This window comes from Mesorhizobium amorphae CCNWGS0123, from assembly GCF_001686985.1.
Classification (GTDB): domain Bacteria; phylum Pseudomonadota; class Alphaproteobacteria; order Rhizobiales; family Rhizobiaceae; genus Mesorhizobium; species Mesorhizobium amorphae.
This window is the reverse complement of the sequence record NZ_CP015318.1, coordinates 4239736-4264933: the sequence shown is the minus strand read 5'-3', so window position 1 is coordinate 4264933 and position 25198 is coordinate 4239736. Positions and strand designations below refer to the sequence as shown.

Annotated in this window: 26 protein-coding genes and 3 tRNA genes; 15 read left to right on the top strand and 14 right to left on the bottom strand. The window is 61.9% G+C overall.

Annotation, left to right across the window (positions count from 1 at the left end; translation table 11 throughout):
* Positions 1 to 66 precede the first annotated feature (66 nt).
* Together A6B35_RS20115 and A6B35_RS20110 are read left to right on the top strand one after the other, a co-directional pair.
* Complete coding sequence (locus A6B35_RS20115; RefSeq protein ID WP_006200795.1) at positions 67 to 1494, top strand: amidase; 1428 nt, start codon at positions 67 to 69, stop codon at positions 1492 to 1494.
* Between the two features lie 39 nt (positions 1495 to 1533).
* Entirely contained in the window at positions 1534 to 2238 is a 705-nt protein-coding gene (locus tag A6B35_RS20110) for a TetR/AcrR family transcriptional regulator (RefSeq protein ID WP_006200794.1), read from the top strand.
* Here A6B35_RS20110 and A6B35_RS20105 read toward each other — a convergent pair.
* From A6B35_RS20105 to A6B35_RS20085, 5 genes are read right to left on the bottom strand one after another with little or no spacing between them, the layout of a single operon-like run.
* On the bottom strand, positions 2235 to 3002 hold the full coding sequence (locus A6B35_RS20105) for an MBL fold metallo-hydrolase (protein WP_006200793.1): 768 nt from the start codon (positions 3000 to 3002) through the stop codon (positions 2235 to 2237). The genes A6B35_RS20110 and A6B35_RS20105 overlap by 4 nt on opposite strands.
* A gap of 2 nt (positions 3003 to 3004) precedes the next feature.
* Complete coding sequence (locus A6B35_RS20100; RefSeq protein ID WP_006200792.1) at positions 3005 to 4069, bottom strand: ABC transporter ATP-binding protein; 1065 nt, start codon at positions 4067 to 4069, stop codon at positions 3005 to 3007.
* Positions 4066 to 4848 carry an ABC transporter permease gene (locus A6B35_RS20095; RefSeq protein WP_065518243.1) on the bottom strand — a complete coding sequence of 261 codons (783 nt, stop codon included), beginning with the start codon at positions 4846 to 4848 and terminating at the stop codon, positions 4066 to 4068. Before A6B35_RS20095 ends, A6B35_RS20100 begins: the two co-directional genes overlap by 4 nt.
* A gap of 1 nt (position 4849) precedes the next feature.
* Complete coding sequence (locus A6B35_RS20090; protein WP_006205145.1) at positions 4850 to 5695, bottom strand: ABC transporter permease; 846 nt, start codon at positions 5693 to 5695, stop codon at positions 4850 to 4852.
* A gap of 13 nt (positions 5696 to 5708) precedes the next feature.
* Complete coding sequence (locus A6B35_RS20085; RefSeq protein ID WP_006205144.1) at positions 5709 to 6788, bottom strand: polyamine ABC transporter substrate-binding protein; 1080 nt, start codon at positions 6786 to 6788, stop codon at positions 5709 to 5711.
* 91 nt (positions 6789 to 6879) lie between these two features.
* Between A6B35_RS20085 and A6B35_RS20080 the strand changes: the two genes are divergently transcribed.
* Positions 6880 to 7527: a TetR/AcrR family transcriptional regulator gene (locus A6B35_RS20080; protein ID WP_006205143.1), complete on the top strand. Its 648-nt coding sequence runs from the start codon at positions 6880 to 6882 to the stop codon at positions 7525 to 7527.
* Between the two features lie 231 nt (positions 7528 to 7758).
* On the opposite strand, the gene A6B35_RS20075 is transcribed toward A6B35_RS20080, so the two are convergent.
* Entirely contained in the window at positions 7759 to 9147 is a 1389-nt protein-coding gene (locus A6B35_RS20075) for a calcium-binding protein (RefSeq protein WP_006205142.1), read from the bottom strand.
* Between the two features lie 129 nt (positions 9148 to 9276).
* Between A6B35_RS20075 and A6B35_RS20070 the strand changes: the two genes are divergently transcribed.
* Positions 9277 to 9528 carry a hypothetical protein gene (locus A6B35_RS20070; RefSeq protein ID WP_006205141.1) on the top strand — a complete coding sequence of 84 codons (252 nt, stop codon included), beginning with the start codon at positions 9277 to 9279 and terminating at the stop codon, positions 9526 to 9528.
* A gap of 556 nt (positions 9529 to 10084) precedes the next feature.
* Here the strand turns inward: A6B35_RS20070 and A6B35_RS20065 are convergent.
* The 3 genes from A6B35_RS20065 to A6B35_RS20055 all read right to left on the bottom strand — a co-directional run bounded on the left by A6B35_RS20065 (position 10085) and on the right by A6B35_RS20055 (position 12157).
* Entirely contained in the window at positions 10085 to 10684 is a 600-nt protein-coding gene (locus A6B35_RS20065) for a cupin domain-containing protein (protein WP_006205140.1), read from the bottom strand.
* 387 nt (positions 10685 to 11071) lie between these two features.
* A complete protein-coding gene (locus A6B35_RS20060; RefSeq protein WP_065518242.1) occupies positions 11072 to 11428 on the bottom strand; it encodes a hypothetical protein in 357 nt (118 codons plus the stop codon).
* 84 nt (positions 11429 to 11512) lie between these two features.
* Positions 11513 to 12157 carry a hypothetical protein gene (locus A6B35_RS20055; protein ID WP_006205138.1) on the bottom strand — a complete coding sequence of 215 codons (645 nt, stop codon included), beginning with the start codon at positions 12155 to 12157 and terminating at the stop codon, positions 11513 to 11515.
* 163 nt (positions 12158 to 12320) lie between these two features.
* On the opposite strand from A6B35_RS20055, the gene A6B35_RS20050 reads away from it, so the two are divergent.
* A complete protein-coding gene (locus tag A6B35_RS20050) occupies positions 12321 to 13124 on the top strand; it encodes a hypothetical protein (protein WP_065518241.1) in 804 nt (267 codons plus the stop codon).
* 211 nt (positions 13125 to 13335) lie between these two features.
* Here the strand turns inward: A6B35_RS20050 and A6B35_RS20040 are convergent.
* Positions 13336 to 13411: transfer RNA gene (locus A6B35_RS20040), tRNA-Thr, on the bottom strand.
* 156 nt (positions 13412 to 13567) lie between these two features.
* Between A6B35_RS20040 and A6B35_RS34605 the strand changes: the two genes are divergently transcribed.
* From A6B35_RS34605 to A6B35_RS20030, 3 genes are all read left to right on the top strand, one after another.
* Positions 13568 to 13735, top strand: coding sequence for a hypothetical protein (locus A6B35_RS34605; RefSeq protein ID WP_006205136.1), 168 nt, complete (start codon positions 13568 to 13570; stop codon positions 13733 to 13735).
* Positions 13736 to 13970: 235 nt separating this feature from the next.
* The gene (locus tag A6B35_RS20035) at positions 13971 to 14279 is read left to right on the top strand and encodes a BA14K family protein (RefSeq protein ID WP_006205135.1); all 309 of its coding nucleotides are present in this window, start codon (positions 13971 to 13973) and stop codon (positions 14277 to 14279) included.
* A gap of 187 nt (positions 14280 to 14466) precedes the next feature.
* On the top strand, positions 14467 to 14823 hold the full coding sequence (locus tag A6B35_RS20030; protein WP_006205134.1) for a hypothetical protein: 357 nt from the start codon (positions 14467 to 14469) through the stop codon (positions 14821 to 14823).
* Here A6B35_RS20030 and A6B35_RS20025 read toward each other — a convergent pair.
* Positions 14820 to 15305 carry a YbaK/EbsC family protein gene (locus A6B35_RS20025; protein WP_006205133.1) on the bottom strand — a complete coding sequence of 162 codons (486 nt, stop codon included), beginning with the start codon at positions 15303 to 15305 and terminating at the stop codon, positions 14820 to 14822. The two genes, A6B35_RS20030 and A6B35_RS20025, sit on opposite strands and share 4 nt — an antisense overlap.
* 65 nt (positions 15306 to 15370) lie before the next feature.
* Positions 15371 to 16255, bottom strand: coding sequence for an HTH-type transcriptional regulator BhcR (gene bhcR, locus A6B35_RS20020; RefSeq protein ID WP_040583674.1), 885 nt, complete (start codon positions 16253 to 16255; stop codon positions 15371 to 15373).
* 202 nt (positions 16256 to 16457) lie between these two features.
* Here bhcR and gcl point away from each other — a divergent pair, with 202 nt between their 5' ends.
* From gcl to A6B35_RS20005, 3 genes are all read left to right on the top strand, one after another.
* Positions 16458 to 18239, top strand: a complete 1782-nt coding sequence (gcl, locus tag A6B35_RS20015; RefSeq protein WP_006205131.1) for a glyoxylate carboligase — start codon at positions 16458 to 16460, stop codon at positions 18237 to 18239.
* A 166-nt stretch (positions 18240 to 18405) separates the two neighbouring features.
* Positions 18406 to 19203: a 2-oxo-tetronate isomerase gene (gene otnI / locus A6B35_RS20010; protein ID WP_006205130.1), complete on the top strand. Its 798-nt coding sequence runs from the start codon at positions 18406 to 18408 to the stop codon at positions 19201 to 19203.
* 187 nt (positions 19204 to 19390) lie between these two features.
* A complete protein-coding gene (locus A6B35_RS20005) occupies positions 19391 to 20275 on the top strand; it encodes a 2-hydroxy-3-oxopropionate reductase (protein WP_006203010.1) in 885 nt (294 codons plus the stop codon).
* Positions 20276 to 20330: 55 nt separating this feature from the next.
* Here A6B35_RS20005 and A6B35_RS20000 read toward each other — a convergent pair whose 3' ends face one another.
* Positions 20331 to 21188: a TrmH family RNA methyltransferase gene (locus A6B35_RS20000; protein WP_006203009.1), complete on the bottom strand. Its 858-nt coding sequence runs from the start codon at positions 21186 to 21188 to the stop codon at positions 20331 to 20333.
* Positions 21189 to 21399: 211 nt separating this feature from the next.
* Here A6B35_RS20000 and A6B35_RS19995 point away from each other — a divergent pair.
* The 3 genes from A6B35_RS19995 (at position 21400) to A6B35_RS19985 (ending at position 22634) form a co-directional block, all read left to right on the top strand.
* Positions 21400 to 21484: transfer RNA gene (locus A6B35_RS19995), tRNA-Tyr, on the top strand.
* A 27-nt stretch (positions 21485 to 21511) separates the two neighbouring features.
* A tRNA-Gly gene (locus tag A6B35_RS19990) sits at positions 21512 to 21585 on the top strand.
* Between the two features lie 242 nt (positions 21586 to 21827).
* On the top strand, positions 21828 to 22634 hold the full coding sequence (locus tag A6B35_RS19985; RefSeq protein WP_065518240.1) for a sulfotransferase family 2 domain-containing protein: 807 nt from the start codon (positions 21828 to 21830) through the stop codon (positions 22632 to 22634).
* A gap of 3 nt (positions 22635 to 22637) precedes the next feature.
* Here the strand turns inward: A6B35_RS19985 and A6B35_RS19980 are convergent, their stop codons facing one another.
* Entirely contained in the window at positions 22638 to 23525 is an 888-nt protein-coding gene (locus A6B35_RS19980; RefSeq protein ID WP_065518239.1) for a DMT family transporter, read from the bottom strand.
* Positions 23526 to 23809: 284 nt separating this feature from the next.
* Between A6B35_RS19980 and tuf the strand changes: the two genes are divergently transcribed.
* Positions 23810 to 24985: an elongation factor Tu gene (gene tuf / locus A6B35_RS19975; RefSeq protein ID WP_006202147.1), complete on the top strand. Its 1176-nt coding sequence runs from the start codon at positions 23810 to 23812 to the stop codon at positions 24983 to 24985.
* The last annotated feature ends 213 nt before the right edge of the window (positions 24986 to 25198 follow it).

Genomic DNA, 25198 nt, shown 5'->3' with positions numbered 1-25198 from the left:
ACATGCGGCGCGGCCATTTCTCGACCATCAAGCCCAAAGGCGATCCGAGGATCGCAGGAGACTTTCATGACCGATCTCGACCTTTGCTACATGCCCGCCAGCGAGGCATTGCGGCAGTTCAAGGCGAAGACGCTTTCGCCCGTCGAACTGATGCAGGCGACCATCGATCGCGCCGAGGCGACGAAGGCGACGATCAACTGTTTCACCTTCGAGCATTTCGAAGAGGCCATGGAACTGGCCAGAAAAGCCGAGGCGAAATACGCCAGGGGAGCCAGGGCCGGCGCGCTAGAGGGGCTGCCCATCGGCATCAAGGACGAGAGCTATATCAAGGGCAAGCCGACGTCACATGGCTCGCTGCTGACGAAAGACGCTGTCGGCGAGCATACGTCGACGATGAACGAGCGCGTCATCAAGGCAGGCGGCATCGTGCATGCCCGTACCGCGACACCCGAGTTCAGCTGCGCCGGCGTGACCTGGTCGAGACGATGGGGCGTCACGCGCAATCCGTGGAATCCGGATTTCACGCCGGGCGGTTCGTCCGGCGGGGCAGCGGCGACGCTGGCCTCGGGCACATCCGCGATCGCCACCGGTTCGGACATTGCCGGATCGATCCGCATTCCGGCGTCGGCCTGCGGTCTCGTCGGCTTCAAGCCGCCCTATGGGCGCAATCCGGACGAGCCGCCGTTCAATCTCGATTTCTACTGCCACACCGGGCCGCTGGCGCGGAACGTCAGGGACGCCATCCTGCTGCAGAACGTCATGGCGGGGCCGAGCCCGCTTGATATCGCCACGCTGCGCCCGAAGCTGCGATTGCCGCTCGATTACAAACCGGTCAAGGGCTGGAAGATCGGTTTCTCGATGGACCTAGGCTCCTTTGAGGTGGATGCCGATGTGCGCAGGAACACGCTTGCCGCTTGCGATGTGTTCCGGTCGCTCGGCGCCACGGTCGAGGAGGTCGACCTGGGTTGGGGCGACGAGGTGCTCAAGGCGGGCATCGCCTATCTCGAGCATCTCTTCGGCGCCTCGCTGGCGCAGCTGCTTAAAGAGCACGGCGAAGACATGACCAGCTATGCGCGGCAGTTCGCCGAGGACGGTCAAAGATCGAAGGCGACGGACTATGTCGGAACCCTGGAGGTCGCGGCCAGGATGTACCAGACACTGGGTCCGTTGCTGGAAAAGTACGACGTGCTGATCTGCCCGACGAACGCTCTTCCCGCGGTGCCGGCGGAGTTCGACCACACCAGGGACAGCGTCGAGATCAACGGCAAGCAGGTGAACCCGTCGCTTGGCTGGGTGATGACGACCCCGTTCAACATGATGAGCCGGTGTCCGGTTCTCTCCATGCCCACGGGCCGGGCGGCGAACGGCGTGCCGACGGGCATCCAGATCGTCGGCCGCACCTATTGCGACGCCGATGTGTTCCGGGCGGCTCTCGCCTATGAAACGGGGCGGGGACAATGGTATGGGAGTGCCGGGACACGCCCGTCGCTTTGATATTTGACGCGGGCCGCAAGGTTGAAAAGGCCGGATGAGATGACAGAACGCAAGGCAAGCGTGATAGCGGAGAAGCCCAAGGTTGCGATGGCTGAGGGCAGGGGGTCGGCGAACGATGCCGCCCCGAAGGACCGTCGGCGCGAACGCGGCGAGGCGAGCGTCCAGCGCATCATCGATGCCACCATCGACCTCATCGCCGAGGAAGGCCTGGCGAGCGTCACCATGCAACGCATCGCCGAGCATGTCGGCTCCTCCAATGCGCTGGTGGTGTTCCATTTTCGCAGCAAGGAGAACCTGTTTCGCGCCGTCCTGCAGTATCTCAGCGACCGGTACGACGAACTTTGGGCGACGCTGGTGCGGGCGCCCGGCCTGTCGCCGGTCGAGCGGCTGATGGGTGCGGTCGAGTGCGCGCAGCGCTTTGCTCGGCAGCATCCGAAATGGGTCTCTGTCTTTGTCGTCTTCTCCAGCGACCGCAAGAGCATGCAGATCTACAACGAGATCGGCCTGCCCAGCGATCTCGCCTACACCGCCGAGGCGCGCGAGCTGCTGATCGAGATTTCGCGCAGCGGCGGCTATGCCGGCGTCGACATAGACACCCTGTCCGAGAGCCTGAACTATCTGGTTCATGGCGCCTGGTATTGGGATCATCTCAATCCGTCCAGCCGTGACACCAACGTGCTGCGCAAGACCATGCTGCTCCTGCTGCACCAAGCGTTTCCGCGACATTTCGAATTGATGCGCTAGGTCCCGCCGGTGGTTCTGAGATGGCAGCCGGCCTGGCGCTTCTGCGCCAGATACTCGTCGATGAGCTGGCGATAGCGCACCTTGCCGAAGCTCGGGAAGTGGCCGCCATGCACGACCGAGACATCGAGGTCGCGCATGTTGAGCAGCGTTGCGACATAGTCATCAACGACCGAGTGGTAGACATCGTCGATCAGCGGGCCATCATAGATGATGTCGCCGGATAACAGGATACCCGTCCTGTTTTCGTAGAGCGCGATGCCGCCGGGTGAATGGCCAGGTGTGTGGATGACCTCGAAGGCACGGTCGCCGAGATCGACGATATCGCCGTTCTCCAGCAGGCGGCCGGCCGGTGCCGGCAGGATCTTGTAGCGGGCCGTGTCCCAGCCTTGCGGCTGGCAATCGAACATCTCGTCGGTGGCGTAGCGGTCGGCCACCGTCCATTCGTTGCGCGGATCGGCGAGGATCTTTGCTTCGGCCCGGTGCACGCAGCGCTCCGGGAATTCGTGGTGGCAGCCGATATGGTCGAAATGCGTGTGGCTGGCGACGCAAGTGAGCTTTCGCTCCGTCACCAGCGGCACGTGGGCGCGCAGGCTGAAATGGCCGAGGCCCGTATCGAACAAGAGATCGCGGTCGCGGCCGCGCACATGCCAGATGTTGCAGCGGAAGAACGGCTTTATCCACGGCTCGTGGATCAGCGTCACGCCGTCGCCCATGCGGATGGTTTCGTACCAGTCCGGAGCCTTGATGACCGGAAGTGTGCCCATGCTCAGTCCGTCAGCAGGATGATGTCGCCAGCGTTGCATGAAACGGCGATCGTGTCGCCCGGCTGGACTGTCGCCGCGGCGGGAGCCTTGACGATGAACTGGAGCGCAGGATCCTGCGTTGAGGCGGCCAAAACGCGCTTGAAGCTGCCCTGGAAGACGACGTCGCTGACCGTCGCCGTGCCGAGCGCAATCGTGCCTCCAGTCGCGCCGAGGACCAAATGCTCCGGCCGGATGGCGAGGGCGATTTTCGCGCCGACCGGCGAGGTGCCCGGTAGGGAAATCGCGCCGGGCGGCGTCGCGACCGTAACCGTCTCGTTCTTCGCCTCGGTCACGGTTCCCGAGAGGATCGTGCTTTCGCCCATGAAGGTGGCGGAAAAGCGCGTCGCCGGCCGCGCATAGACGCGCTCGGGCGGACCCTCGTCCTCGATGCGCCCGTCATTCATGACCACGCAATGGTCGGCCAGCGCCATCGCTTCTTCCTGGTCGTGGGTGACATGGATGAAGGCGGTGCCGACGCGCTTCTGGATCGCCTTCAATTCGTCCTGCATCTGCCGGCGCAGTTTCAGGTCGAGCGCGCCGAGCGGTTCGTCGAGGAGCAGCACGGCCGGTTCGATGACCAGCGCACGGGCCAGCGCCACGCGCTGCCGCTGGCCGCCGGACAATTGATGCGGCTTCTTGTCGAAGGCCGTCGCCAGTCCGACCAGCGCCAGCGCCTCGCGCGCCCTGGCCGCCCGTGTCGCGGCATCGACACCCTGCATACGCAGGCCGAAGCCGACATTGGCGCCGACGCTCATATGCGGAAACAGCGCATAGTCCTGGAACACGGTCGTCGTCGGCCGTTTTGCCGGCGGCACGGCGGTGCAATCCTCGCCGCGGATGAACACCTTGCCTTCGCTCGGCGTGACGAAGCCGCCGAGGATGGAGAGCAATGTCGTCTTGCCGGAGCCGGAGGGTCCGAGCAGGATGGTGTAGCTGCCGGGCTCGATTTTCAGTGAAACGTCCTTCAGCACCGGGTGCTGGCCGAAGCGATGCGAGACGGAGCTTATGTCGACCAGGGATGCGCTCATGCCGGCTTCCTCCGCAGCAATGTCAATTCAAAAAGCACCACCAGGACGATGGAGACGGCGAAGACCAGCGAACCAACAGCGTTGGTCTTGGGATTGAGACCGGAGCGCAAGAGGTTCCAGATTTCCACCGGCAGCGTGGTGTCGAAGCGGGTCAGCAGGAAGGAGATGACAAATTCGTCCCAGGAGAAGGTCATCGACAGGAAGAAACTCGCGAAGATCGCCGGTGCCATCACCGGCACGGTGATCAGCAGCAGCACCTTCCATTCCGGCGCGCCGAGATCGCGCGCGGCGCGTTCGATGTTGATCTGATGGTCGCCCATCTGGCTGTAGATGATGGCAAAGCAGAGCGGCAGGTTGATCACGACATGGCCGATGCCGGCGGCGAGCAGCGATTTCGGCAAGCCAGCCCAGTTGAACAGCACAAGAAGCCCCATGCCGATTATGAGATAGCTGACAGTGAGCGGCAGCGTGATCAGTCCGCGCAGCAGCGCCGAGGAAGGCAGGGTGAACCGCGCAAAACCCCAGGCGGAGAGGAAGCCGAGCGTGACCGCGGCAGCTGAGGAGAGGATGGCGACGATCAGCGAATTGACCAGCGCCGAGGTCAGCCGGGTGTCGGAGAGCACCGCGTCGTACCAGCGCAGCGACGGGCCGGTGAAAGGCGGGATCGGAAACGAGGTCGCCTGCAGCGAAAACAGCACCAGCACGATGACCGGCAGAAAGATGAAGCCGTAGACGGTGACAGCGTAAATCCAGGACGCGATGCGGACAATCTGGCGCATGTCAGGCCCGCTCGATCTTGAGCCAGCGGGCGCAGGCGAGATAGGCGACGGTGACCACCGCCATCAGGATGATCGACAGCGCCGACGCCAGCGGGAAATCGCCGCGCCGGCCGATCTGCATCATCACCAGCTGCGGCATCAAAAGCTCGTTGTTGCCGCCGAGAATCTGCGGCGTGATGTAGTCGCCGATGCAGAGCACGAAGGTGAGGAAGGCGCCGACCATGATGCCGGGCAGGGTCAACGGCAGGACGACATGCAGGAAGGTGCGCACCGGCCCGGCGCCGAGATCGGCGGCGGCCTTGCGGTAGCTTGGGCTCAACTGCTTCAGATTGGCGAAGATGGTCAGCGTCAGCAGCATGACGAAGAAATGCACGAAGCCGGTGACGGTGGCGAAACGGGTGTTGGCGAGCTGCAGCGGCTCGGCGGTGAGGCCGAGGCCGGTGAGCGTGCGGTTGATGACGCCGTTCTGCGCCAGCACCAGAAGCCAGGAATAGGAGCGCACGACATAGGAGGTCCAGAACGGCAGCACGGCCACCATCAGCGCCAGCCGCTGCCAGCGCTCGGGCACCTGTTCGGCGAGGATCCAGGCAAAGGGGTAGGCGAGCAGCACCGAGACGACGGTGACGATCGCCGTCACCTGCAGCGAGTTCACCATCGCGCGCCAGTAGGACGGATCGGTGAAGAACTGGCTGTAGTTGGCAAAAGTGAAGCCGCCGCCTTCATGCGCCGTGAGGCTGGAAAACCCCATGGCGATGAAGGGCAGCACGAAGAACAGCAATGTCCAGCCGAGCGCCGGCGTGACCAGCGCCCAAGGGAGGGCACGCCCGCTGTTGTTGACAGTGCTCATAACCGGCAGCCGCTCACTGCGCCTGCAGCATTTCGGTCCAGACGTCCTGCATCTTCTTGTCGAGATCGGCATTCGGCGCCGGATAGGCCTGGGCGCGGGCGAGGAAGTCCGGCTGCTCGTCAAAGCGCAGGACCTTCTTCTGGTCGTCGGAAAGTGCTGCCTTGGTGTTCGCCGGCATGCCCCAGTAGCAGGCAGAGGTGGCAAGCCGCGCCTGGCCTTCCGGGCTTATGATGTACTGGATGAATTTCAGCGCCATGTCCTTGTTCTTGGAATCCTTGAACATGGCGAGCGACTGCGACCACAGCACCGCGCCTTCCTTGGGGATCGAGAAGTCGAGCGCCGGGTTCTCCTTGGCGAGGCCCGCCGTTACCCATTCGCCGCCGCCGACCAATATGTCGACCTCGCCGGTGGCCAACGCGGTCTGGCTGGCGGTCACTTCGCCGACCAGCTTGGCATTGGCCTTCATCTTGAGAAGCTCGGCCTTGATGGCGGGCAAGTCGGCCTCGGTGAGCTCGGCGGTCTTCTTGCCGATGGCCAAAGCGGCCATGCCGATGACCGGCAGATAGTAATCATAGATGGCGATCTTGCCCTTGTACTTGTCGCTGGTGAGCGCAGCCAGCGAATGCATGTCGGCCGGATCGACCTTGGTCTTGTTGAAGCCGATGGTGTTGTAGCCGAATTTTTCCGTGATGCCGTAGCGCTTGCCGCCGACGACAGTCGAGGCGTCCATCTTCACCTGCGGGAACAGGTCGGCGACGGGCAATTTGTCTTCCGGCAACGGCTCGAACAGGCCCTTTTCGACGCCGCGCGGCACGTCGATGCTATCGATCACCATCACGTCCCAGTCGCCGGGCTGCGACTGCTCGACGATCGCAAGGCCCGCGCCGGTGCCTTCGAATTCCTTGACGTTGACCTTGACGCCATTGGCCTCCTCGAAAGGCTGCAGCAGGGCCGGATCGGCATGGTCGCACCAAATCAGCGCGTTGAGATCGGCGGCCTGGGCACCCGTCGTGAGCAGCAATGCCGTGGCGGCACAAGCGGCGCGCAAATGGCGCTTCAGGGCGGAAAGCGGTTTCGTGGTCTGTGCGGACATTTAGTGTTCTCCCTTGCCTTTGTGGCTTCTTGCAAAAAATTGAACCAATTCTAAAATTGAGTCAATTCTGTTTTTATGGCAAGAGGCTTTCATGAGCGGATTGCGGGCAAGGCAAAAGGCGGATCGGCACCGCCGCATCATCGAGGCGGCGGCGGCACTTTTCCGCGAGGCCGGCTATGAAGGCGCCAAGATCGAGGCGATCGCCGCGCAGGCCGAAGTCTCGATCGGCACGATCTACAATTATTACCAGAACAAGGGCGACATCCTCGGCGCCATCGTCTCGATGGAGGTCAACGAGGTGCTCAATGCCGGGCGCGGCGTGGTGGCCAACCCGCCGGCCAATGTCGGCGATGCGCTGGATACGCTGCTCGGCATCTATGTCGAGCACTCGCTGCACTATCTCAGCAAGGAGATGTGGCGGCAGGCGATGGCGATCTCGACGCAGCTGCCCGACAGCCCGTTCGGCCAGGCCTATACCGGGCTCGACCGCGCGCTGACCGAGCAGATCCGGGCACTGGTGGCCCGGCTGCAAGAGATCGGCCTGGTGCGCCAGGATATCGACGGGCCGGCGCTTGGCGAACTGGTCTTCAACAACATGAACATGATGTTCATCGAGTTCGTGAAGCGCGACGAGGCGAAGATACCGGAGCTGCGCGCGGCGATCCGGCGGCAGAACCGGATACTGGTGGCGGCGATTGTCGTGTGTGAGGAGTCAGGCGCAGACAGGAGAAATCCATGAAGTCTTCAGCGAACCGGTTGACACAGGAATTGTTGAAGACCGCCATGAGGTTTCGCGCCATCTTGCCGAAGAGACATGGCACCGGATCGGCCATAGTGAACGAATTCCACATCCGTTACAGACCGCCAGAGCGACCCTGTTCGGGCGGATCGGGAATTCGGGCCACCGCACGAGCGCGTCGTCGTGCGACGCGCTCGCGCTTCGTCGTGCCATGTGCGATCGCATGAGCGATCATATGATGAACACGTCGTGATAGGTCAGGGCCGCCCCGGCCGCTAGCTGGGCGATTTGCACCTGGTCGGCCGATTTCGAGCCATCGGGGTCATAGTACAGAATGCCCGTGGTCTGGTTGTAGAGCAGGTAATCGTTGCTGCTGGTGGCGTGTTCGCGCAACTCGAAATACGACGAGTTCACCTGCGTCGGGCTGGATAGGGAACCGGCGCCGAGCTTGGTGAAGATGGCATTGTCGAGATAAAGCGCGTCATCAGCCGCGTGGAAGTCGGTGAGTGTGTCGACATTGCCGGAGCCATAGGCCGTGTTGAACACGAAGGTGTCGTTGCCGGCGCCACCGGTCAGCAAATCGTTGCCACCCCCGCCCGACAGTGTGTCATTGCCAGCCAGGGCATCATAGCGGTCGGCCGCGCCAGTGCCGGCAAAAGTGTCGTTCCCGGTGGTCCCCTTGGCCGGGTCGCTCGTCGGTGTCGTCGGTGTCGGTGTCGGTGTCGGAAGTGTCGGTGTCGGCAGTGACGGAATTGACGGGTCGGTCCCGTCATGGGCTGCATGCCAGGCTGCCTTGGCGTTGGCCCAGTAATCGCGGGCCGCCTGGCCTTGCAAGACCGTCCAGCCGGCGGGCGGCATCGGGTAATCGGACGGCAGCGGCGTGTCAGAGAGGTTGAGGTAGTAATTGCCGTGCGACTCGACCGTCTTGTCCCAGGCCCGCTGCAGCCGCTCCATGCCGTTGTGGTCGATGTCGGTGATCGCCACCACACAATCGATAAAGCGCAGGCTGGGCACGACATCGTCAGCGCCTGTGCCCTTGTCGAGTTTGAACGGCGAGCCGTGGGTCATCTCGCCTTTGCGAAGGTACTCTCCCATGCCCAGAAGCATGCCATCCATGGTGACCGTGTTGTCAGACCCATCCACGTCACCGTCGCCAAGGCTCACTCCGGAATACACGTTGTCGAACAGGGAATCCCGGATGGTGCCGCCGATGACGTCGTCGTCCTCGACCGCGTCGTCTCGGGAGTAGCCGACATAGCAATCGTCGATGAGGAAGGTGCCAGTGCCGCCGACACGGATGCCGTCCCAGGGCTTGGTGATCGTCCAGTCGTCGATGACAAAGCTGTAGGCTGAATTTACACGGAGTGCGGCGGAGTTGATGTAAATGCTCTCCCAGTCGCCGGTTTGGGAAACCGTGCCGTTGATCGTGCCGCCCGACACCAGGAGGTTGTCGCCGGGGCCGCTGATCGAGACGGGATAGAGGTTGGTGGGACTTCCCTGATTGGCGACGATCCACGAGGCGTTAGTGGCGTCGATAGTGGTGTCGGCGGCCAGCCTGGATGGTTTGTAGTTGCTGTAGCCATAGTCGCCGCTCAAGACGATGGTGCTTCCAAGGGCCATGCTCGGCCACCTTTCACACCCCCCGCCGTTTGCGCCCAAATGCCTGAAGCCAGAATGGCCTGCACCCACCAAAAGCCCCGTTGGCGGTATCGCGCAAATCACAAAATTTAACAAAATACAAAATATCGGATGGTGATCGGCGTCTATGTCGAGCACTCGCTGCAGCGACCATCCGAGGGTCAGTGGTTCAGCGAACGCCTGCAATGCAGTGTGCCTAATTCAGAGCAGCAGGTGAATTGCCAGAAGCTCAATGATCAGCAAAACGGCCGCGCCCCCAAGGGCATAGCCCTGCCAATACTGGCGAACATCCTGATCGGTTTGGAATGCTTCTACGCAGAGCCCTGCAGGGACGCCAAGGCAAACCGGGGATCGGCATCGTAGCTGTCACGATTAAAGCTGGGGACAAAGCAGGTCGACCCGATATGCGCGGCCCTCTCGACCTCGAAGACGTCAGCATATTAGTCTTCGCTAAATAATGGCGCAACAAGCTTCCCGACTCGATCGAAGAACGATGGCGCCGATCAGGCTCGCACGTCCCTGCCGGGCCGCACTACGGCTTTTTGCTTAGGAACTGTGACTGAGAGCGGCGGTTTCGGAGGGGTAAAATATGATCAAGATGCTCTTCGAATACGGGAGGGCGCGCCATGGGAATGCTTCGACCACAACCCAAGCCAAAAAGGGTCTACCCAAATAGCGACCGTTTCGAAGAAAATGGCCGGATTGCCGCGATCTTGCTCGTCATTGCCGCCGCGACTGTCGCAATCTCTGTCATACGCTCGTTACCCTTTTAGATCGTCTCGCAGCAGGCTTTGATGGAGACGGGCGGCGCGCTCAACACGGATCAGGGTAACAGCACTTGTCGGATCGATCGAAGCCGCAGGGCTGCCGAGCGCATCGGAAGGCCCTCCATTCAGGGTCGTGAATTCCGACATGTCTGTCAGCGCTCCGCCACCAAAGCGAGGATTTCAGGCGCCGGGGTGACACGTGCGTGGGGTCTGCAGAAATCGGGGTCGATCGCCCGATATCCGAGCAGACTGGCGAGTGGCGCCAGGATTGCGAGCGCCACCCGCTGAACCGCGGGTGGAGGCTGCGTGAAGACGATCACGTCGGCAAATTCCCTGGCGATGACTGCCGCCTGAAGCAGGAAGGGTCTGCCTTTCTTATCCACCCGACCGGCATTGGCGAGGCCGAAGAGCATGCCGATCAGCAGCTCGAAGCGGTTCGAGTCGATGTGGTCCGCGCCCTGCGCCCGCTCGATTTCGATCAGGACGTGTGCTTCCTCGGTCTTGCTGCTGTTCCACCAATCGTGCACCACGCCTGCTTCGACCGTTGCGGACTGGCCGGGTCCCAGAGAAAATGTCTGCCCGGCAATGGAGGCATCGAGCCGGCCGCTGACGACGGTAAACCGTTCAATCATGTTCGGATGGAAGTGCTCGCCCACGACCGCGGCTCCCGGCCGGGCGGTCAAATGGACGATGCCTGGCCCCTGGCCGTGGTCTTCGGTGCCACGCAGGATCACGGCAAATTCGCCGGTCACCTTGTTCTCGTAGACGTCTCCACAACGTGACATGGAATGCCGGCGCATCGTGTTGGGTGGTAGGCGGTCAGCGACTCCTGCACATCGATTTGGGCACGACATCGCAAGTCTTCCTCACAATGCCAGGGTTTGGGCCGTTGAGGCCAGATCCGCAATAGCCGTTCATGCCGTCCATGCACTGCTGCACTCCGCTCGCGCAGCTGACGCTTGTCGAAGTCGTTCCGTCTGAGTTTCGATAGACTGTCGTGATCTTGCAGGTTGAATCACTGTCACTCTGCGCCAACCCGGCGGTAGAGAATAAGCAAAGCACGACTGCGATTGCGGTACGCATCTAACCCTCCCATCCTAATCAAAGATTGAAAGCACGTCTGTAAAACTCCTCTAGAACTACGATCTAGGGCCGCCGTCACCGGTTTTATCGGACAGCAGTTTCACCGCCTCGCGCTCCTCTTGGTAAGCCAGAATTGCGTTGCGAGCCCCCAAGATTGCGGCAACCAACTCTTTCGTTTCGGCATCATCGTCGGTCCCATCGTCTTCCGGCTTTTCTTCTGGCGGGGGAGGGGCGACGAAATCTATTTCTCCCCCGCTCTCGCCAAACCGGAGTAGTTTCTGAATGGCTTTGCCCAACGCATTGGTTTTGTCCCCATCGACAGCGCCCGGCACCATGGCCGCTATCTGCGCCTCGATGCGCTTTTCGGCTCCCGCTCTCGCTTCGTTCTGAAGCCTATCAAATTCGGCTTCCATAGTTTTCGTCAGGATTCTCTGCTGCCGCAAGTTTTCCAGCGCTGCTTGAAGCGATAGTACCTCCTTGGCGGTGCTAGTGATGTGCTACGCGATGGTCGCGAGAAGTCTGCTCACAGCATACGTAACAGACAGGACTAGAATTACCGAACCAGTCGAGGCGCCGATCACCTTGGCGTCTTCGGGCGCCTCTTTGCTCATCATCGCAAGCCCGCGAACGATCTGATACCAGTCGTCTGCCGACGTCTTCCAATCCTTGACATTTCGAATTGATGCGTCATTCCGAAAGCCAATTCTAACCGTTATCCGCCCATCCTCATCGGATACTTCTGCGCGATCAAGACCAAGCTGGTCGACGGCGGCCGTATATCCACTGAGCTTTTGGCCTGCAGCGGTGATTGCTTCGATTGCATCGGCAACGTTTTGATTGGTCGTCGCGGGATCGTAGGCTTCGGCCCTCACTATGCTTTCGATCCACCGCGCTCCCTCAGGCCCCACCAATCCCTGCACTTCTAAATCGCGCAACAGCGCTAACTGCTGAAGGGATAATTGGCCCATCGCTATCTCACTCAGGAATTGCACAAGGGGCGACAAGTGAGCCTCAATCGGCATTTTGGTCGGCTGAGTAGCGTTGTTGTTGGTCGCAGTATGCAATTCGGTGTAAAGAGCCCTCATGGGCTTAAGGTACGTCTTGTACCAAGTCGCCAAATCATAAAGTTCGAAGATGTCCACAGCACCCCTCCGCGTCGAGCTCTATTCATATAGCTGCATTTCTGCATGAGGGGCTAGCTAGGATATCTTCAGCACGTGTCACGCTTAGCGTGAATCAAGCAGTATCGGGCAAGTGCTTTTTCGCATCCGCGATTGCCGCCTTAAAGTTCTTCCGGCTACACCAGTGAACTCGACCGTAGCCATCGGCAACGCCCATTTGGGCGAAACCTTCAAACAAGAAATCCCCTTTCAATGGAAAAACGAAGCTGACGGTGTCACCCACTTCTACGCGTTGCGATTATTTGCGAGGGGAACTGTAATGGACAATCGGGGCCTGACCAACCTACTACTCGCAATCATCGCCGGCGTGCTTCTGTTCGGCAAAGACGCGATGGTCAGCGGCCTACAAGGTTTGTTCTTGGTCGCTGTCGCCATCTTCGCCATCTGGCTCGTCTTGGCGGGATGCGGGGCAATCCTGTCATGGATCATACGCGAATGGGGGGCCGCAAAAAGCACTGAGGAACGCGCCTCGGTTATCTTCGCCACCCTTGCCGGTTTCATCCTGACGCCGCTGGCGGCATATACATTTTGGCTGTGGTACACGGGAGTGCAGGACCCTCTTCGTGTCGCCGTGAACAGTTGGCTCGGCTGGGCGTGGGGTGCGGTCGTCTTGTCGCTGATGGCGGGATACGCGCTGTTCGGAGGATGGAACGCACTGCGCTGGCTGGCAACCAATCGTTCCGCTTTACCCGGCATGATCCTACATCGATCACGTGCAATCGTCTGGGGCTATTTCGATTTCTTGGGCGGACCGGTTACCTTTTCAATTCGGGAGTGGCGAGAGAGGAGCTTGGCTGGCGACGGCACCGCGATGAAGGTTGCTTCTGCTGCTTTTGCGACCTTCATTGGACTTATCTTTTCGCTCACTGCAATTCTCCTCACTTTTGGAGTTGTCATAGGCATCCTTTCATGGATGGGCATGCTCTGACCGCTTTTTCGAAATTGACTTTGAAATTGCCAAAAACAGACAGGTCGCCGCCCTTTTTCCTGGGTTGCGGTGACAGATCGACCGACGCGAGATGGTGCCGCCTGAGGGACTCGAACCCCGACCAATAGTTTACAAAACTACTACTCTACCAGCTGAGCTAAGGCGAATGCCGGCGCATCGAAAACAGGAGATTGACGTTCTGGCTGCGAACTGGTGCCCCCGGACGGAATCGAACCGCCGACCTTCGGTTTACAAAACCGCTGCTCTACCAGCTGAGCTACAAGGGCACGGCGCTCCGGTAGCATATTTCGTGCGCCAGTAAAGTCAAAACTCCATTCATGGTTGCTAATGGACCCTGCGAGGCGGCAGGGCAGGCATGCTGAAAACCGCCAAGTCGTTTCCTACATATGATGGAGGTGCAATCGCCTTAGCGAGGGTGTCGCATGATCAGATTCGTCATCATTCTTCCGCTTGTCGTGGTGGCCTTTCTTCTCCTGGTCAGGCTCATCAAGGATGTGAAGAACGCCAATATCGACTGGACCGGCGTCACCACCATCGTCGGCTTCATCGCTCTGGCCTTCTGGCTGCGGCATGTCACTGGGATGGGGTAGGGAGTGAATAGTGAATAGTCGGTAGTGAACCGTAGCCTGTCGTGCTCGGGGTCTCACTGCATCGCTGACAACTGCGATGCCGACAGGTCGACAGCGCGGTCCAGACATTGCCCTAAAGAACGCTTGGGCTCCCTTGGCGAAAAAATCGAAAATCCGTCGAACCTTTTTCCGGTTCGCTGCGACTGACGATCAAGAGGCGGATGGATTGCCTCTCCAACGAAACCAGGAGATCGTCATGTTCAAGCGCACACTCGTTTCCGGCCTGATCGCCACCACCGTCGCCGCCGCCACGCTGGCCGGCACCGTCCAGCCCTCGGCCGCCCACGGCCATCATCACCACCGCGAAATCGGCATCGGCATTGCCGCCGGCGTCGGCGGGTTTGTCCTTGGCAGCCTGCTCTCCCAGCAGCCGCGCCCGGTCTATGTCGAGGACTATGGCGAGTCGCGGCACGTCCGCCGCTGCCTCGCCCGCTATGCCAGCTACGACCCGTACTCCGACACTTATGTCGGCTATGACGGCTATCGCCATTACTGCCGGCTCTGAGAGGAGGTGAACCGCTTCAGGCAAATGGAAGAAGGGGCTCCTCCGTGCCCCTTTTTCCGCTGCTTCGGTGGTTCGGCTCCTGTTGGGTTGGTCGACTGCCAATGTCGGCGCTAACGCGCCCGGCGGTGTACAGCGATTTTCCGAACGTTTAATCTCTCCCCCTACGGCCAACGGAGAGGAGGGACCCTTGGACGAACAGGATCCGAAGGAAGACCTGATCGAGCCGGTTTTTCGCAACGGCACGGTCACCACCGTCGGCATCCTGCTGGCGTTTTCGCTGGGTTTCATCACCCATTGGGCCGCCAACCCGATCCCCTGGCAAACCTACCATCTGCTCGCCGTCGTGCCGATCCTGATCGGCATCGCGCTGCAGATGCGGGCGCTGTCGATGCTGCTCGATGTCCAGTCGCTGCAAAGGCGCATCTACGAGCGCGCCAACCGCATCTTCATTGCGGGTCTCATCTTCACCGCAAGCGGCGTCGGGCTGGCGATCCTGCTCGATGTCTTTGAGGTTGCGGGCAAAAGCGCGCTGCCGGGCGGTTAGCGAGTCGCCACCGCCCCCTGGGCATCCAGGCAGATATCGCACCATTCGGCGCCGACCAGCCCGGCCATGCGCTCGACGCCTATTCTTACCGCAGTATTGGTTGCGCCGGCCGCCGGCACGACCTCTTCGAAGGCGCGCAGCGATACGTCGCAATAGACCGGCAGCGGCGAAGCGAGGCCGAACGGGCAGACTCCGCCGACCGGGTGGCCGGTGATATCAGCCACCTGTTCGGCATCGAGCATGCGCGGCTTACCGCCGAAGGCATCGCGCGTCTTGCGGTTGTCGATGCGCGCGTCGCCCCGGGCGACGACGAGCAGGACCCGGTCGCCGACGCGCATGCAGATGGTCTTGGCGATCTGCCCCGGCTCGACGCCAAGCGCCTCGGCCGCGAGGGTCACGGTCGCCGAGCTTGTCGGCGTTTCGATCACCTCGATGTCGGGGGCATGTTCGGCGAAGAAGGCTTTGACGGACTGGAGGCTCATCGTCTTCAGGTGGGGACTGTCGGCTTTGGAAGGTTGGTGCAGATTTGGCCGTCACCGGCTGCGTGTCAAGGCGAGCGCGCCGCTGTGATGTCGAAGAGCGATCCCGATGCATCGGCGCTGCCTTTTGTAGACGAGTTCGAAAGGCCGCCGATCATCCTGGTGATTTCCGTCGCCGCATCGCGCACCAACGGCCCGATCTCGGCCAGCCGCTCCTGCGTCACCCGCACCGTCGGCCCCGACACGGAAACGCCGCCGATCGGCTCGCCGAACTCGTTGAAGATGGCGGCGGCGACGCAGCGCATGCCGGGATGCCGCTCCTCGTCATCGACCGACCAGCCGCGCAGCTTGATCCGCACCAGGTCGCGGGCCAGCGCCGAGATGTCGGACAGCGTGTTTTCGGTAAAACGCTCCAGCCCCGCCTTGCGCAGGATGGCGCCGACGCGTTCGGGCTCCAGATGCGCCAGCACCGCCTTGCCGATTCCCGAGGCATGGAAGGAGCTGCGCGTGCCCGGTCGGAAGAAGGCGCGGATCGCCTGATGCGTCTCAACCTGGCTGACGAAGACGACGCAATCGTCCTCGGCGACGCCGAGATTGGCGGTCTCGCCGGTCTTTTCCATCAATTCCTGCATGACGATGCGGGCACGGTCGACCAGCTTGCGGCGGCGCAGGAACGCCGCGCCCATGCGGTAGGTTTCGACGCCGATCGACCACAGCTGGTCGGTGCTCTCGAACTCGACCATGCCGTGGTTTTGCAGCGTCGTCAGCATGCGGTAGGCGGTCGACGCTGGGAGGCCGCTCTGCGCGGCGATCTCGCTCAGCGACAGGCCGGCGCCCTCGGCAACGATGGCCAGGATGCGCAGCGCCCGGTCCAGCGACTGCACCGAAGCGGCCTCGGCGCGGCCATTGAAGGCGCGGGGACGGCCGCGCTGGCGTTTTTCGCTCGTTTCCATGGAGCCATTCTTGCCGATTTCATCAAACAAGCAATGAAAAAGTTTTTCACCAGTTTGCATGGTCGAATTCTGGAAAACGGAAAACTCAACGAAATCAGTGTGCAGTCGCCTTTTTCTAGAAATGAAAAAATATTCTGAAAAAATTGAAAAATGGCGCGAACGCTGCCATTCTTGGCCATCAACACATTTGCGGAGGCTGGACATGGCCAGGATGCGCGCTGTCGACGCAGCGGTTCTCGTTCTCGAAAAGGAAGGCATCACTACGGCTTTCGGCGTGCCGGGCGCGGCTATCAACCCGTTCTATTCGGCATTGAAGGCGAGGGGCTCCGTCCGCCATATACTGGCGCGTCATGTCGAGGCCGCCTCGCACATGGCCGAAGGCTATACGCGGACCAAGGCCGGCAATATCGGCCTGTGCATCGGCACGTCTGGCCCGGCCGGCACCGACATGATCACCGGGCTTTATTCGGCGGCGGCCGATTCCATCCCGATCCTGTGCATCACCGGCCAGGCGCCGCGAGCCAGGCTCAACAAGGAGGATTTCCAGGCCGTTGACATAGCCGCGATCGCGGCACCTGTCGCCAAATGGGCTGTCACGGTCATGGAGCCCTATCTGGTGCCGATGGCGCTGCAGAAGGCATTCCATTTGATGCGCTCGTCGCGGCCGGGTCCGGTGCTGATCGACCTGCCGGTCGATGTGCAACTGGCCGAGATCGAGTTCGACATCGATGCCTACGAGCCGCTTGTCCCGTTCAAGCCGGCGATGACGCGCGCCCAGGCCGAGAAGGCGCTGGCTATGGTCAACGCCGCTGAAAAGCCGCTGATCGTCGCCGGGGGCGGCATTATCAATGCCGATGCCTCCGATCTGTTGATCGAATTCGCCGAGATCACCGGCGTGCCGGTCATCCCGACGCTGATGGGCTGGGGCGCGATCCCCGACGACCACCGGCTGATGGCCGGCATGTGCGGGCTGCAGACCTCGCACCGCTACGGCAATGCGACCATGCTCGAAGCCGACTTCGTCTTCGGCATCGGCAACCGCTGGGCCAACCGCCACACCGGCTCGGTCGACGTCTACACCAAGGGCAAGAAGTTCATTCACGTCGATATCGAGCCTACGCAGATAGGCCGCGTCTTCGCGCCGGATCTCGGCGTGGTCTCGGATGCGGGTGCCGCGCTGAAGATCTTACTCGACGTCGCCACCGAGTGGCGGACGGCGGGAAAGCTGCGCGACTGGTCGGGCTGGGCGAAGGAATGCCAGCAGCGCAAGAAGACGATGAAGCGCAAGACGCATTTCGAGCAGGTGCCGCTGAAGCCGCAGCGCGTCTATGAGGAGATGAACAAGGCGTTTGGCCGCGACACCACCTATGTCACCACGATCGGCCTGTCGCAGATCGCCGGGGCGCAGTTCCTGCATGTCTACAAGCCGCGCAACTGGATCAATTGCGGCCAGGCCGGACCGCTCGGCTGGACGCTGCCGGCGGCGCTCGGCGTGCGTGCCGCCGATCCCGACCGCACCATCGTGGCGCTGTCCGGCGACTACGACTTCCAGTTCATGATCGAGGAACTGGCGGTCGGTGCGCAGCACAAATTGCCCTACATCCATGTAGTCGTGAACAATGCCTATCTCGGCCTGATCCGCCAGGCGCAGCGTGGCTTTTCGATGGATTTCGAGGTCAGCCTCGCCTTCGAGAACGTCAACCGGGCCAACGACCCCGAAGCCGGCTACGGTGTCGACCATGTCGCGGTCGCCGAGGCCATGGGCTGCAAGGCGGTCAGGGTGAGGAAGCCGGAGGAGTTCGCCGGCGCCTTCAAGCAGGCACAGCGGCTGATGAAGGAGCACCAGGTTCCGGTCGTGCTCGAATTCATCCTCGAGCGCGTCACCAACATTTCCATGGGCACGGAAATCGACAAGATCACCGAATTCGAGGAGCTTGCCGAAAGCCACGAGGATGCGCCGACGGCCATCGTGATGCTTGATTAGGCGTGCTGATATTCAGGTGAGGCCGGCCTGCAAACGGCGGCTTCCTGCGCTTCCGGTGCTCACGTACCTTAAGTACGCTCCGCTCCGGTTCTCGGAAGCCACCGTTTTCGGCGCTGCCTGACCTGAATCTCAACACGCCTAGGGCAGGCAAAAAAGGAGAAAAAGAATGCCGCGTTTTTCAGCCAATCTGTCGATGCTCTTTGGCGAGCATGATTTCCTCGACCGCTTCGATGCCGCCGCCCGCGCCGGCTTCAAGGGCGTCGAATATATCGGCCCCTACGACCACGCGCCCGAAGTGGTCGCCGCAAGGCTGAAGAAGAATGGCCTGACACAGGTGCTGTTCAATCTGCCGGTCGGCGACTGGGGCAAGGGCGAGCGCGGCATTGCGGTGCTGCCGGACCGCGTGCCGGAATTCCGGCAAGGCGTCGCCAAGGCAATCAGCTATGCGCATGCGCTGGGCTGCGAGCAGATCAACTGCCTCGCCGGCATCGCGCCGCAAGGTGCGGATCGCTCCGTGCTGGAGGACGTCTTCGCCGAGAACCTGGCCTTCGCGGCCGAGACGCTGGAGCAGGCCGGCATCCGGCTGCTGATCGAGCCGATCAACACCCGCGACATTCCGGGCTTCTTCCTCACCCATTCCGACCAGGCGCTGGCGTTGATCGACCGCATCGGATCGAAGAACCTGTTCCTGCAATACGACATCTACCACATGCAGATCATGGAGGGGGATCTCGCCCGTACCATCGAGGCCAACCTCGGCCGCATCGCGCATATCCAGCTTGCGGACAATCCCGGCCGTAACGAGCCGGGGACGGGCGAGATCAGCTATCCCTTCCTCTACGAGCACATCGACCGCATCGGCTATGCCGGCTGGATCGGCGCGGAATACAAGCCGAAGGCGGGGACGGAGGCTGGGCTTGGGTGGTTCAGGGCGTTTGCCGGGCAGGGGAGCGCGGCGGCTTAGGCGCCAGTATTGCGAAGCATTGGCACTGCCCCTCACCCTTACCCTCTCCCCGTATAGAGACGGGGAGAGGGGGGCGCCGGCGTTGGAGCGCTTCCCTTCTCCCCGTCACTATACGGGGAGAAGGTGCCGGCAGGCGGATGAGGGGCAGCGCTAACTTTCGACGAACAAAGACTTCAGGAGAACAACAATGGAAACCATCGGCTTCATCGGCCTCGGCATCATGGGCGCACCGATGGCGGGGCATCTGCTGGATGCCGGCTACACAGTCGTCTCCAGCGATCATCGTTCCAAACCGCCGGCAGACCTGATCGGCAAAGGCTTGAAAACCGTCAGCGGCCATGACGCCGTGGCGAAAGCGGCCGACATCGTCATCCTGATGGTCCCCGACACCCCGCAGGTCGCCGACGTTCTGTTCGGCGAGAACGGTGTCGTGTCCGGCCTCACCAAGGGCAAGCTGGTCGTCGACATGAGCTCGATCTCACCAATCGCGACCAAAGAGTTCGCCAGGAAGATCAACGATCTCGGTTGCGACTATCTCGACGCGCCGGTGTCGGGCGGTGAGGTCGGCGCCAAGGCGGCGTCGCTGACCATCATGGTCGGCGGCGAGGACAAGGCGTTTGAACGCGCGCGACCCGTCTTCGAAAAGATGGGCAAGAACATCACGCTGGTCGGGCCGAACGGCGTCGGGCAGACCACCAAGGTCGCCAACCAGATCGTTGTCGCTCTGACCATTGAAGCTGTCGCCGAAGCACTTGTTTTTGCATCAAAAGCCGGCGCCGACCCGGCCAAGGTCAGGCAGGCGCTGATGGGCGGGCTGGCCGCCTCACGCATCCTCGAAGTGCATGGCGAGCGCATGGTCAAGCGCACCTTCGCGCCGGGTTTTCGGATTGAACTGCACCAGAAGGATCTTAATCTCGCGCTGGAAGGCGCCAAGGCGCTTGGTGTTTCGCTACCCAACACCTCGACGACGCAGCAGCTGTTCAACTCATGCGCGGCCAATGGCGGGGCGAAGGAGGATCACTCTGCGCTGGTGAGGGCGCTGGAGCGGATGGCGGGGCATGAGGTAGGATAGAAGCGAATAGCGAATAGCGAATAGGGTTGAAATCATGGGCTGAGATCTGATTTCGCTACTCGCTACTCGCTAAGAACTTCCTCGCCGCATAAAGGCTCACCGCTGCTGCGTTTGACACGTTGAGCGACCTGATCGCGCCCGGCATGTCTAGCCTGGCCAGCGTCGTCACCGTCTCACGCGTCTTCTGGCGCAGGCCCTTGCCTTCGGCACCCAGCACCAGCGCTATTCTGTTGCCGGCAAAGCTCGTTTCGAGCTCGGCCGGTCCGTCCGAATCGAGGCCGATGGTCTGGAAGCCGGCTTCGTGCAGTTGGCCCAGCGCGTCGGCGAGGTTCTTCACCTCGATCTGGTCGATATGCTCCAGCGCGCCGGAGGCCGATTTCGCCAGCACGCCGGATTCCTGCGGGCTGTGGCGGGCCGTGGTGATCAGCGCGCCGGCGCCGAAGGCGACCGCCGAGCGCAGGATGGCACCGACATTGTGCGGGTCGGTGACCTGGTCGAGCACCAGCACCAGTTTTGTGTCGCCAAGCGTGTCGAGGCGCTTCGGCTTCAACGGCTCGGCCTCGATCAACACGCCCTGATGCACGGCGTCCGAACCGGTGATCCTGTCGATCTCCTTCGGTTCGACCAGTTCGGCCTTGAAGGGCAAGGCGGCGAGATCGGCGAGCGCCAGCCGTTCGGCGGCGTTGCGCGTCACCAGCATTTTTTTGATCCGCCGGCGCGGATTGTCGAGGGCCGCCCGCACCGTGTGCAAGCCGTAAAGCCTGACCAGCCCGTCCGCCGCGTTCTCGCCGGGCGGCACTGGCTGGCGCGGCCGGAATTCCGGCGCGCCGCCGGCCTTCTCGTCGCGGTGGGCGCGACGCAGCTTGGCGTAATGGGTGTCTTTCGGGGTCTTGGGCTTGGTGTCGTTGCTCATGGCGGGCTTCTATAGCCGTGTCGTCGGGCCATGGATACTGGCAGAAAGCCGGCTTGCCGGGCGGGGTGTCAAATTCAGCGCATTTTGCCGAGAGGTTGCGGTTGACACCCAAAGGCCTTGCCGCCATAAGGCGCTTCGCTGATTTCGGACAAGACTAAGGTTTCGACCTGATCGGCGAGAATGCCTCGTTGCAAGGCTTCGACGGCAGGCTGGAGAGGTGCCCGAGTGGTTAAAGGGGACGGACTGTAAATCCGTTGGCTTAGCCTACGTTGGTTCGAATCCAACCCTCTCCACCACTGCCAGCCCGTGAGCCTTGAGACGATGCGGGTATAGCTCAGTGGTAGAGCAGCAGCCTTCCAAGCTGAATATGCGGGTTCGATTCCCGCTACCCGCTCCAGATTCCACCAGGATCATGAACACCGAGGCGCAGCGCGCCGGATGTCGTCGCCGGCTTCATCGGCGCAAGATCGTCAACAAAACCGGCCACAGCACTTCCAGCAACTGCCTGAAAAGCATCCCGCCCTGCGGTTGGCAGGTCCAGCCCTCACGTGTAGAGGCTGCGCGATGCCGCGGTGACTGGCGGCGTCACTGCAGGCCTCGGGTCGGGCGCTGCGTGCAAACAAATGCAGGGGGACGGCAATGGCGATTGAATCGAAAGAGCTTGCGGTCACCTACTATCCGATCCCGAAAAGCGGCAGCAGCAGCGTCAAATATGCGTTGATTGCACTTGGCGGGAAGGACATCGATTTTCCCGACCCGGACAACGAAGTCCACAGCCATCTGCCGACAAATCATGTCGATCCCTTCCACCCGCTTCGCGACGCGCACAAGCGCCGGTTCACCATCATTCGCGATCCGCTGGAGCGGCTTCTCTCGGCCTATTCCAGCCGGATCCGCGACGCCCGGGTGATGGCCAGGCCGTCGGTTGACAAGGACAAGCTCGAAGGCTTCGGCATCCCCGTCGATCCGGATCTCGATACGTTCATCCTGAACATCGAGAAATATTGTGCGTGTTCGTGGGAGGTCCGGTTCCATGTCGCGTCGGTGCGCCATTTCACCGGCAGCAACCTGTTTCAGTTCGAGCGGGTCTTCAGGTTTGAGCGCATGGACGAAGTCGGCGCGTTTTTTTCCGCTCTCGGCGGACGGGCGCTGGATCTGCCTCGCCTGCAGGCGGCGGCAACGAAATTCGGGCCATCGGACATGTCGCCCGAGGCGCTGGCCAAGGCAATGCGGTTCTGCCGCTACGACTATGGCTTTCTGGTCGACTATTACGACCCAGGCAGATGGGGAGGCATTCCCGAGGGCGATGCCGGCGATCCCTCGACGCTGAATGTCTACGGCGATCCGGCAACCTGGCGTGACGGCCGCCTCATTTTCCCCAGAACGCCGCGCAACTTCCTGCACTTCATGTCCAAGCGGCCGCTGGTCGAACGCGGCTTGGTCTAGGGATCAGGCGACGACGGTCAGCCGGCGCCTGCGCTCGTCGAGCGACACGATGGCGAGACCGCTTGCCACCACCAGCAGGATGCCGCAGACGGCAATTGCATTGGGAAACTGCCCGAACACCAGCAGGCCGGAGATAACCGCCCAGACGGTGAAGCTATAGTAGAATGGCGCCACCGCGCTCGTCGGCCCGACGCGATAGGCCATGAAGATGAAGAAATGGCCGAAGATCAGGAAGAAACCGGCGCCTGCGATCAGCGCCAGGTGACGGGCCTCGGGTATCACCCATGGCTCGGAAACCAGATGCGCAGCGCCGGCGCCCACCAGCACCACCAGGACCGCCGACATGGCGACGATCATCCCCGGAACGTCTGCCCCGACCTTGCGGCCGGCGAGATCGCGTGCCGCCGACAGCGCCGCATTGCCGAGCGCCAGCAAGGCGTAGACCGATATCCCTTGCATCGTCGGCTGCGCCACCATCAGCGCGCCGATGAAGCCGAGCCCGATCAGCGCCATGCGCGCGCCGCCGATCCGTTCGCCGAACAGGATCGAGGAGCCGACCAGCATCAGCAGCGGCGTGATCTGCCCGAGCGCGGTGGCATCGGCGATCTGCATGTTGGCCAGCGCCACCACGTAGCAAAGGATCGCCGCCAGTTCGAGCAGATTCCTGCGCAAAACCCTTTTGTCGAGGAGCAGCGGCACCTGCTTGCCATAACCGAGCAGCAGCAACAGCGGCATTCCCCACAGGCTGGCGGCGACGCCGCGCAGAAACAGCACCTCGTAGGACGGCAGCCCTTCGGTCGCGAGCTTCATCATCGTGTCGTTGACCAGGTAGAACCCGGTCGAAACGACCATGAACAACGGGCCGCGGATGTTTGTGGGAATGAACTGCATTGGCCGAACAAATCAGACCGATGCCGTGGCGGCAATGGGCCAGGCCGGCGCTGTAAATCCGGCAAGGGCAGGGGGATATCGCTTCTGATGAGCCGGGGCGCTCGCCTATTTCATTTCCCGGCTGGCGTTCCTATATCCACGCCTTATCCCCCGAAAATCGGATCGCAGGTTCGGACCGACTGAGAGAGCGCTCAGCCACAAGGCACTTGTGTTTTGCAGCCGTAGTCGCTAATCGCCCCGCATTCGACTGAACTGAAGGTCCAGGCCGTCCAAGGAAAGAGACTATGGCAAAAGGTAAATTCGAGCGCACTAAGCCTCATGTGAACATCGGCACGATCGGCCACGTCGATCATGGCAAGACGTCGCTGACGGCGGCGATCACGAAGTATTTTGGCGAATACAAGCGCTATGACCAGATCGATGCGGCGCCGGAAGAGAAGGCCCGCGGCATCACCATCTCGACGGCCCACGTCGAATACGAGACGGCCAACCGCCACTACGCCCATGTCGACTGCCCCGGCCACGCCGACTATGTGAAGAACATGATCACCGGTGCCGCGCAGATGGACGGCGCGATCCTGGTCGTGTCGGCCGCCGACGGTCCGATGCCGCAGACCCGCGAGCACATCCTGTTGGCCCGCCAGGTCGGCGTGCCGTCGATCGTGGTGTTTTTGAACAAGGTCGACCAGGTCGACGACGCCGAGCTGCTCGAGCTGGTCGAGCTCGAGGTTCGCGAGCTTCTGACCAAGAACGAATTCCCCGGCGACGACATTCCGATCGTCAAGGGTTCGGCGCTGGCGGCTCTGGAAGATAGCGACAAGACGATCGGCGAGGACGCGATCCGCGAGCTGATGGCTCAGGTCGACGCCTACATCCCGACGCCGGTTCGTCCGCTGGACAAGCCGTTCCTGATGCCGATCGAAGACGTGTTCTCGATCTCGGGCCGCGGCACGGTGGTGACCGGCCGCGTCGAGCGCGGCGTGGTCAAGGTCGGCGAGGAGCTGGAAATCGTCGGCATCCGTCCGACCACCAAGACGACCTGCACGGGCGTCGAGATGTTCCGCAAGCTGCTCGACCAGGGCCAGGCGGGCGACAACATCGGCGCGCTGCTGCGCGGCGTTGACCGTGAAGGCGTCGAGCGCGGCCAGGTCCTGGCCAAGCCCGGCACGGTGAAGCCGCACAAGAAGTTCGTGGCCGAAGCCTACATCCTGACCAAGGACGAGGGTGGCCGTCACACGCCGTTCTTCACCAACTACCGTCCGCAGTTCTACTTCCGCACCACGGACGTGACCGGCATCGTGTCGCTGCCGGAAGGCACCGAGATGGTGATGCCTGGCGACAACATCACGGTCGATGTCGAGCTGATCGTGCCGATCGCCATGGAAGAGAAGCTGCGCTTCGCCATCCGTGAAGGCGGCCGCACCGTCGGTGCCGGCATCGTCGTCACCATCAAGGAATAATCGACGCCGGCATCCGCCGGATCGAGAAGGAAAGGGCGGTCTTCGGGGCCGCCCTTTTTCGTATACTGGCTCCAGGCAGAGTAAGTATTGCGCGGTTGTTTCTAGCTATTGCAAGCACCGTTGCCGCAACTATTATAGGTTGCGTCAAGGGGGCTTTTGACAAGCGTGGCTCGGGGACGCCGTTCAGGCACTATGGCTAGGTGGTGGCACGGG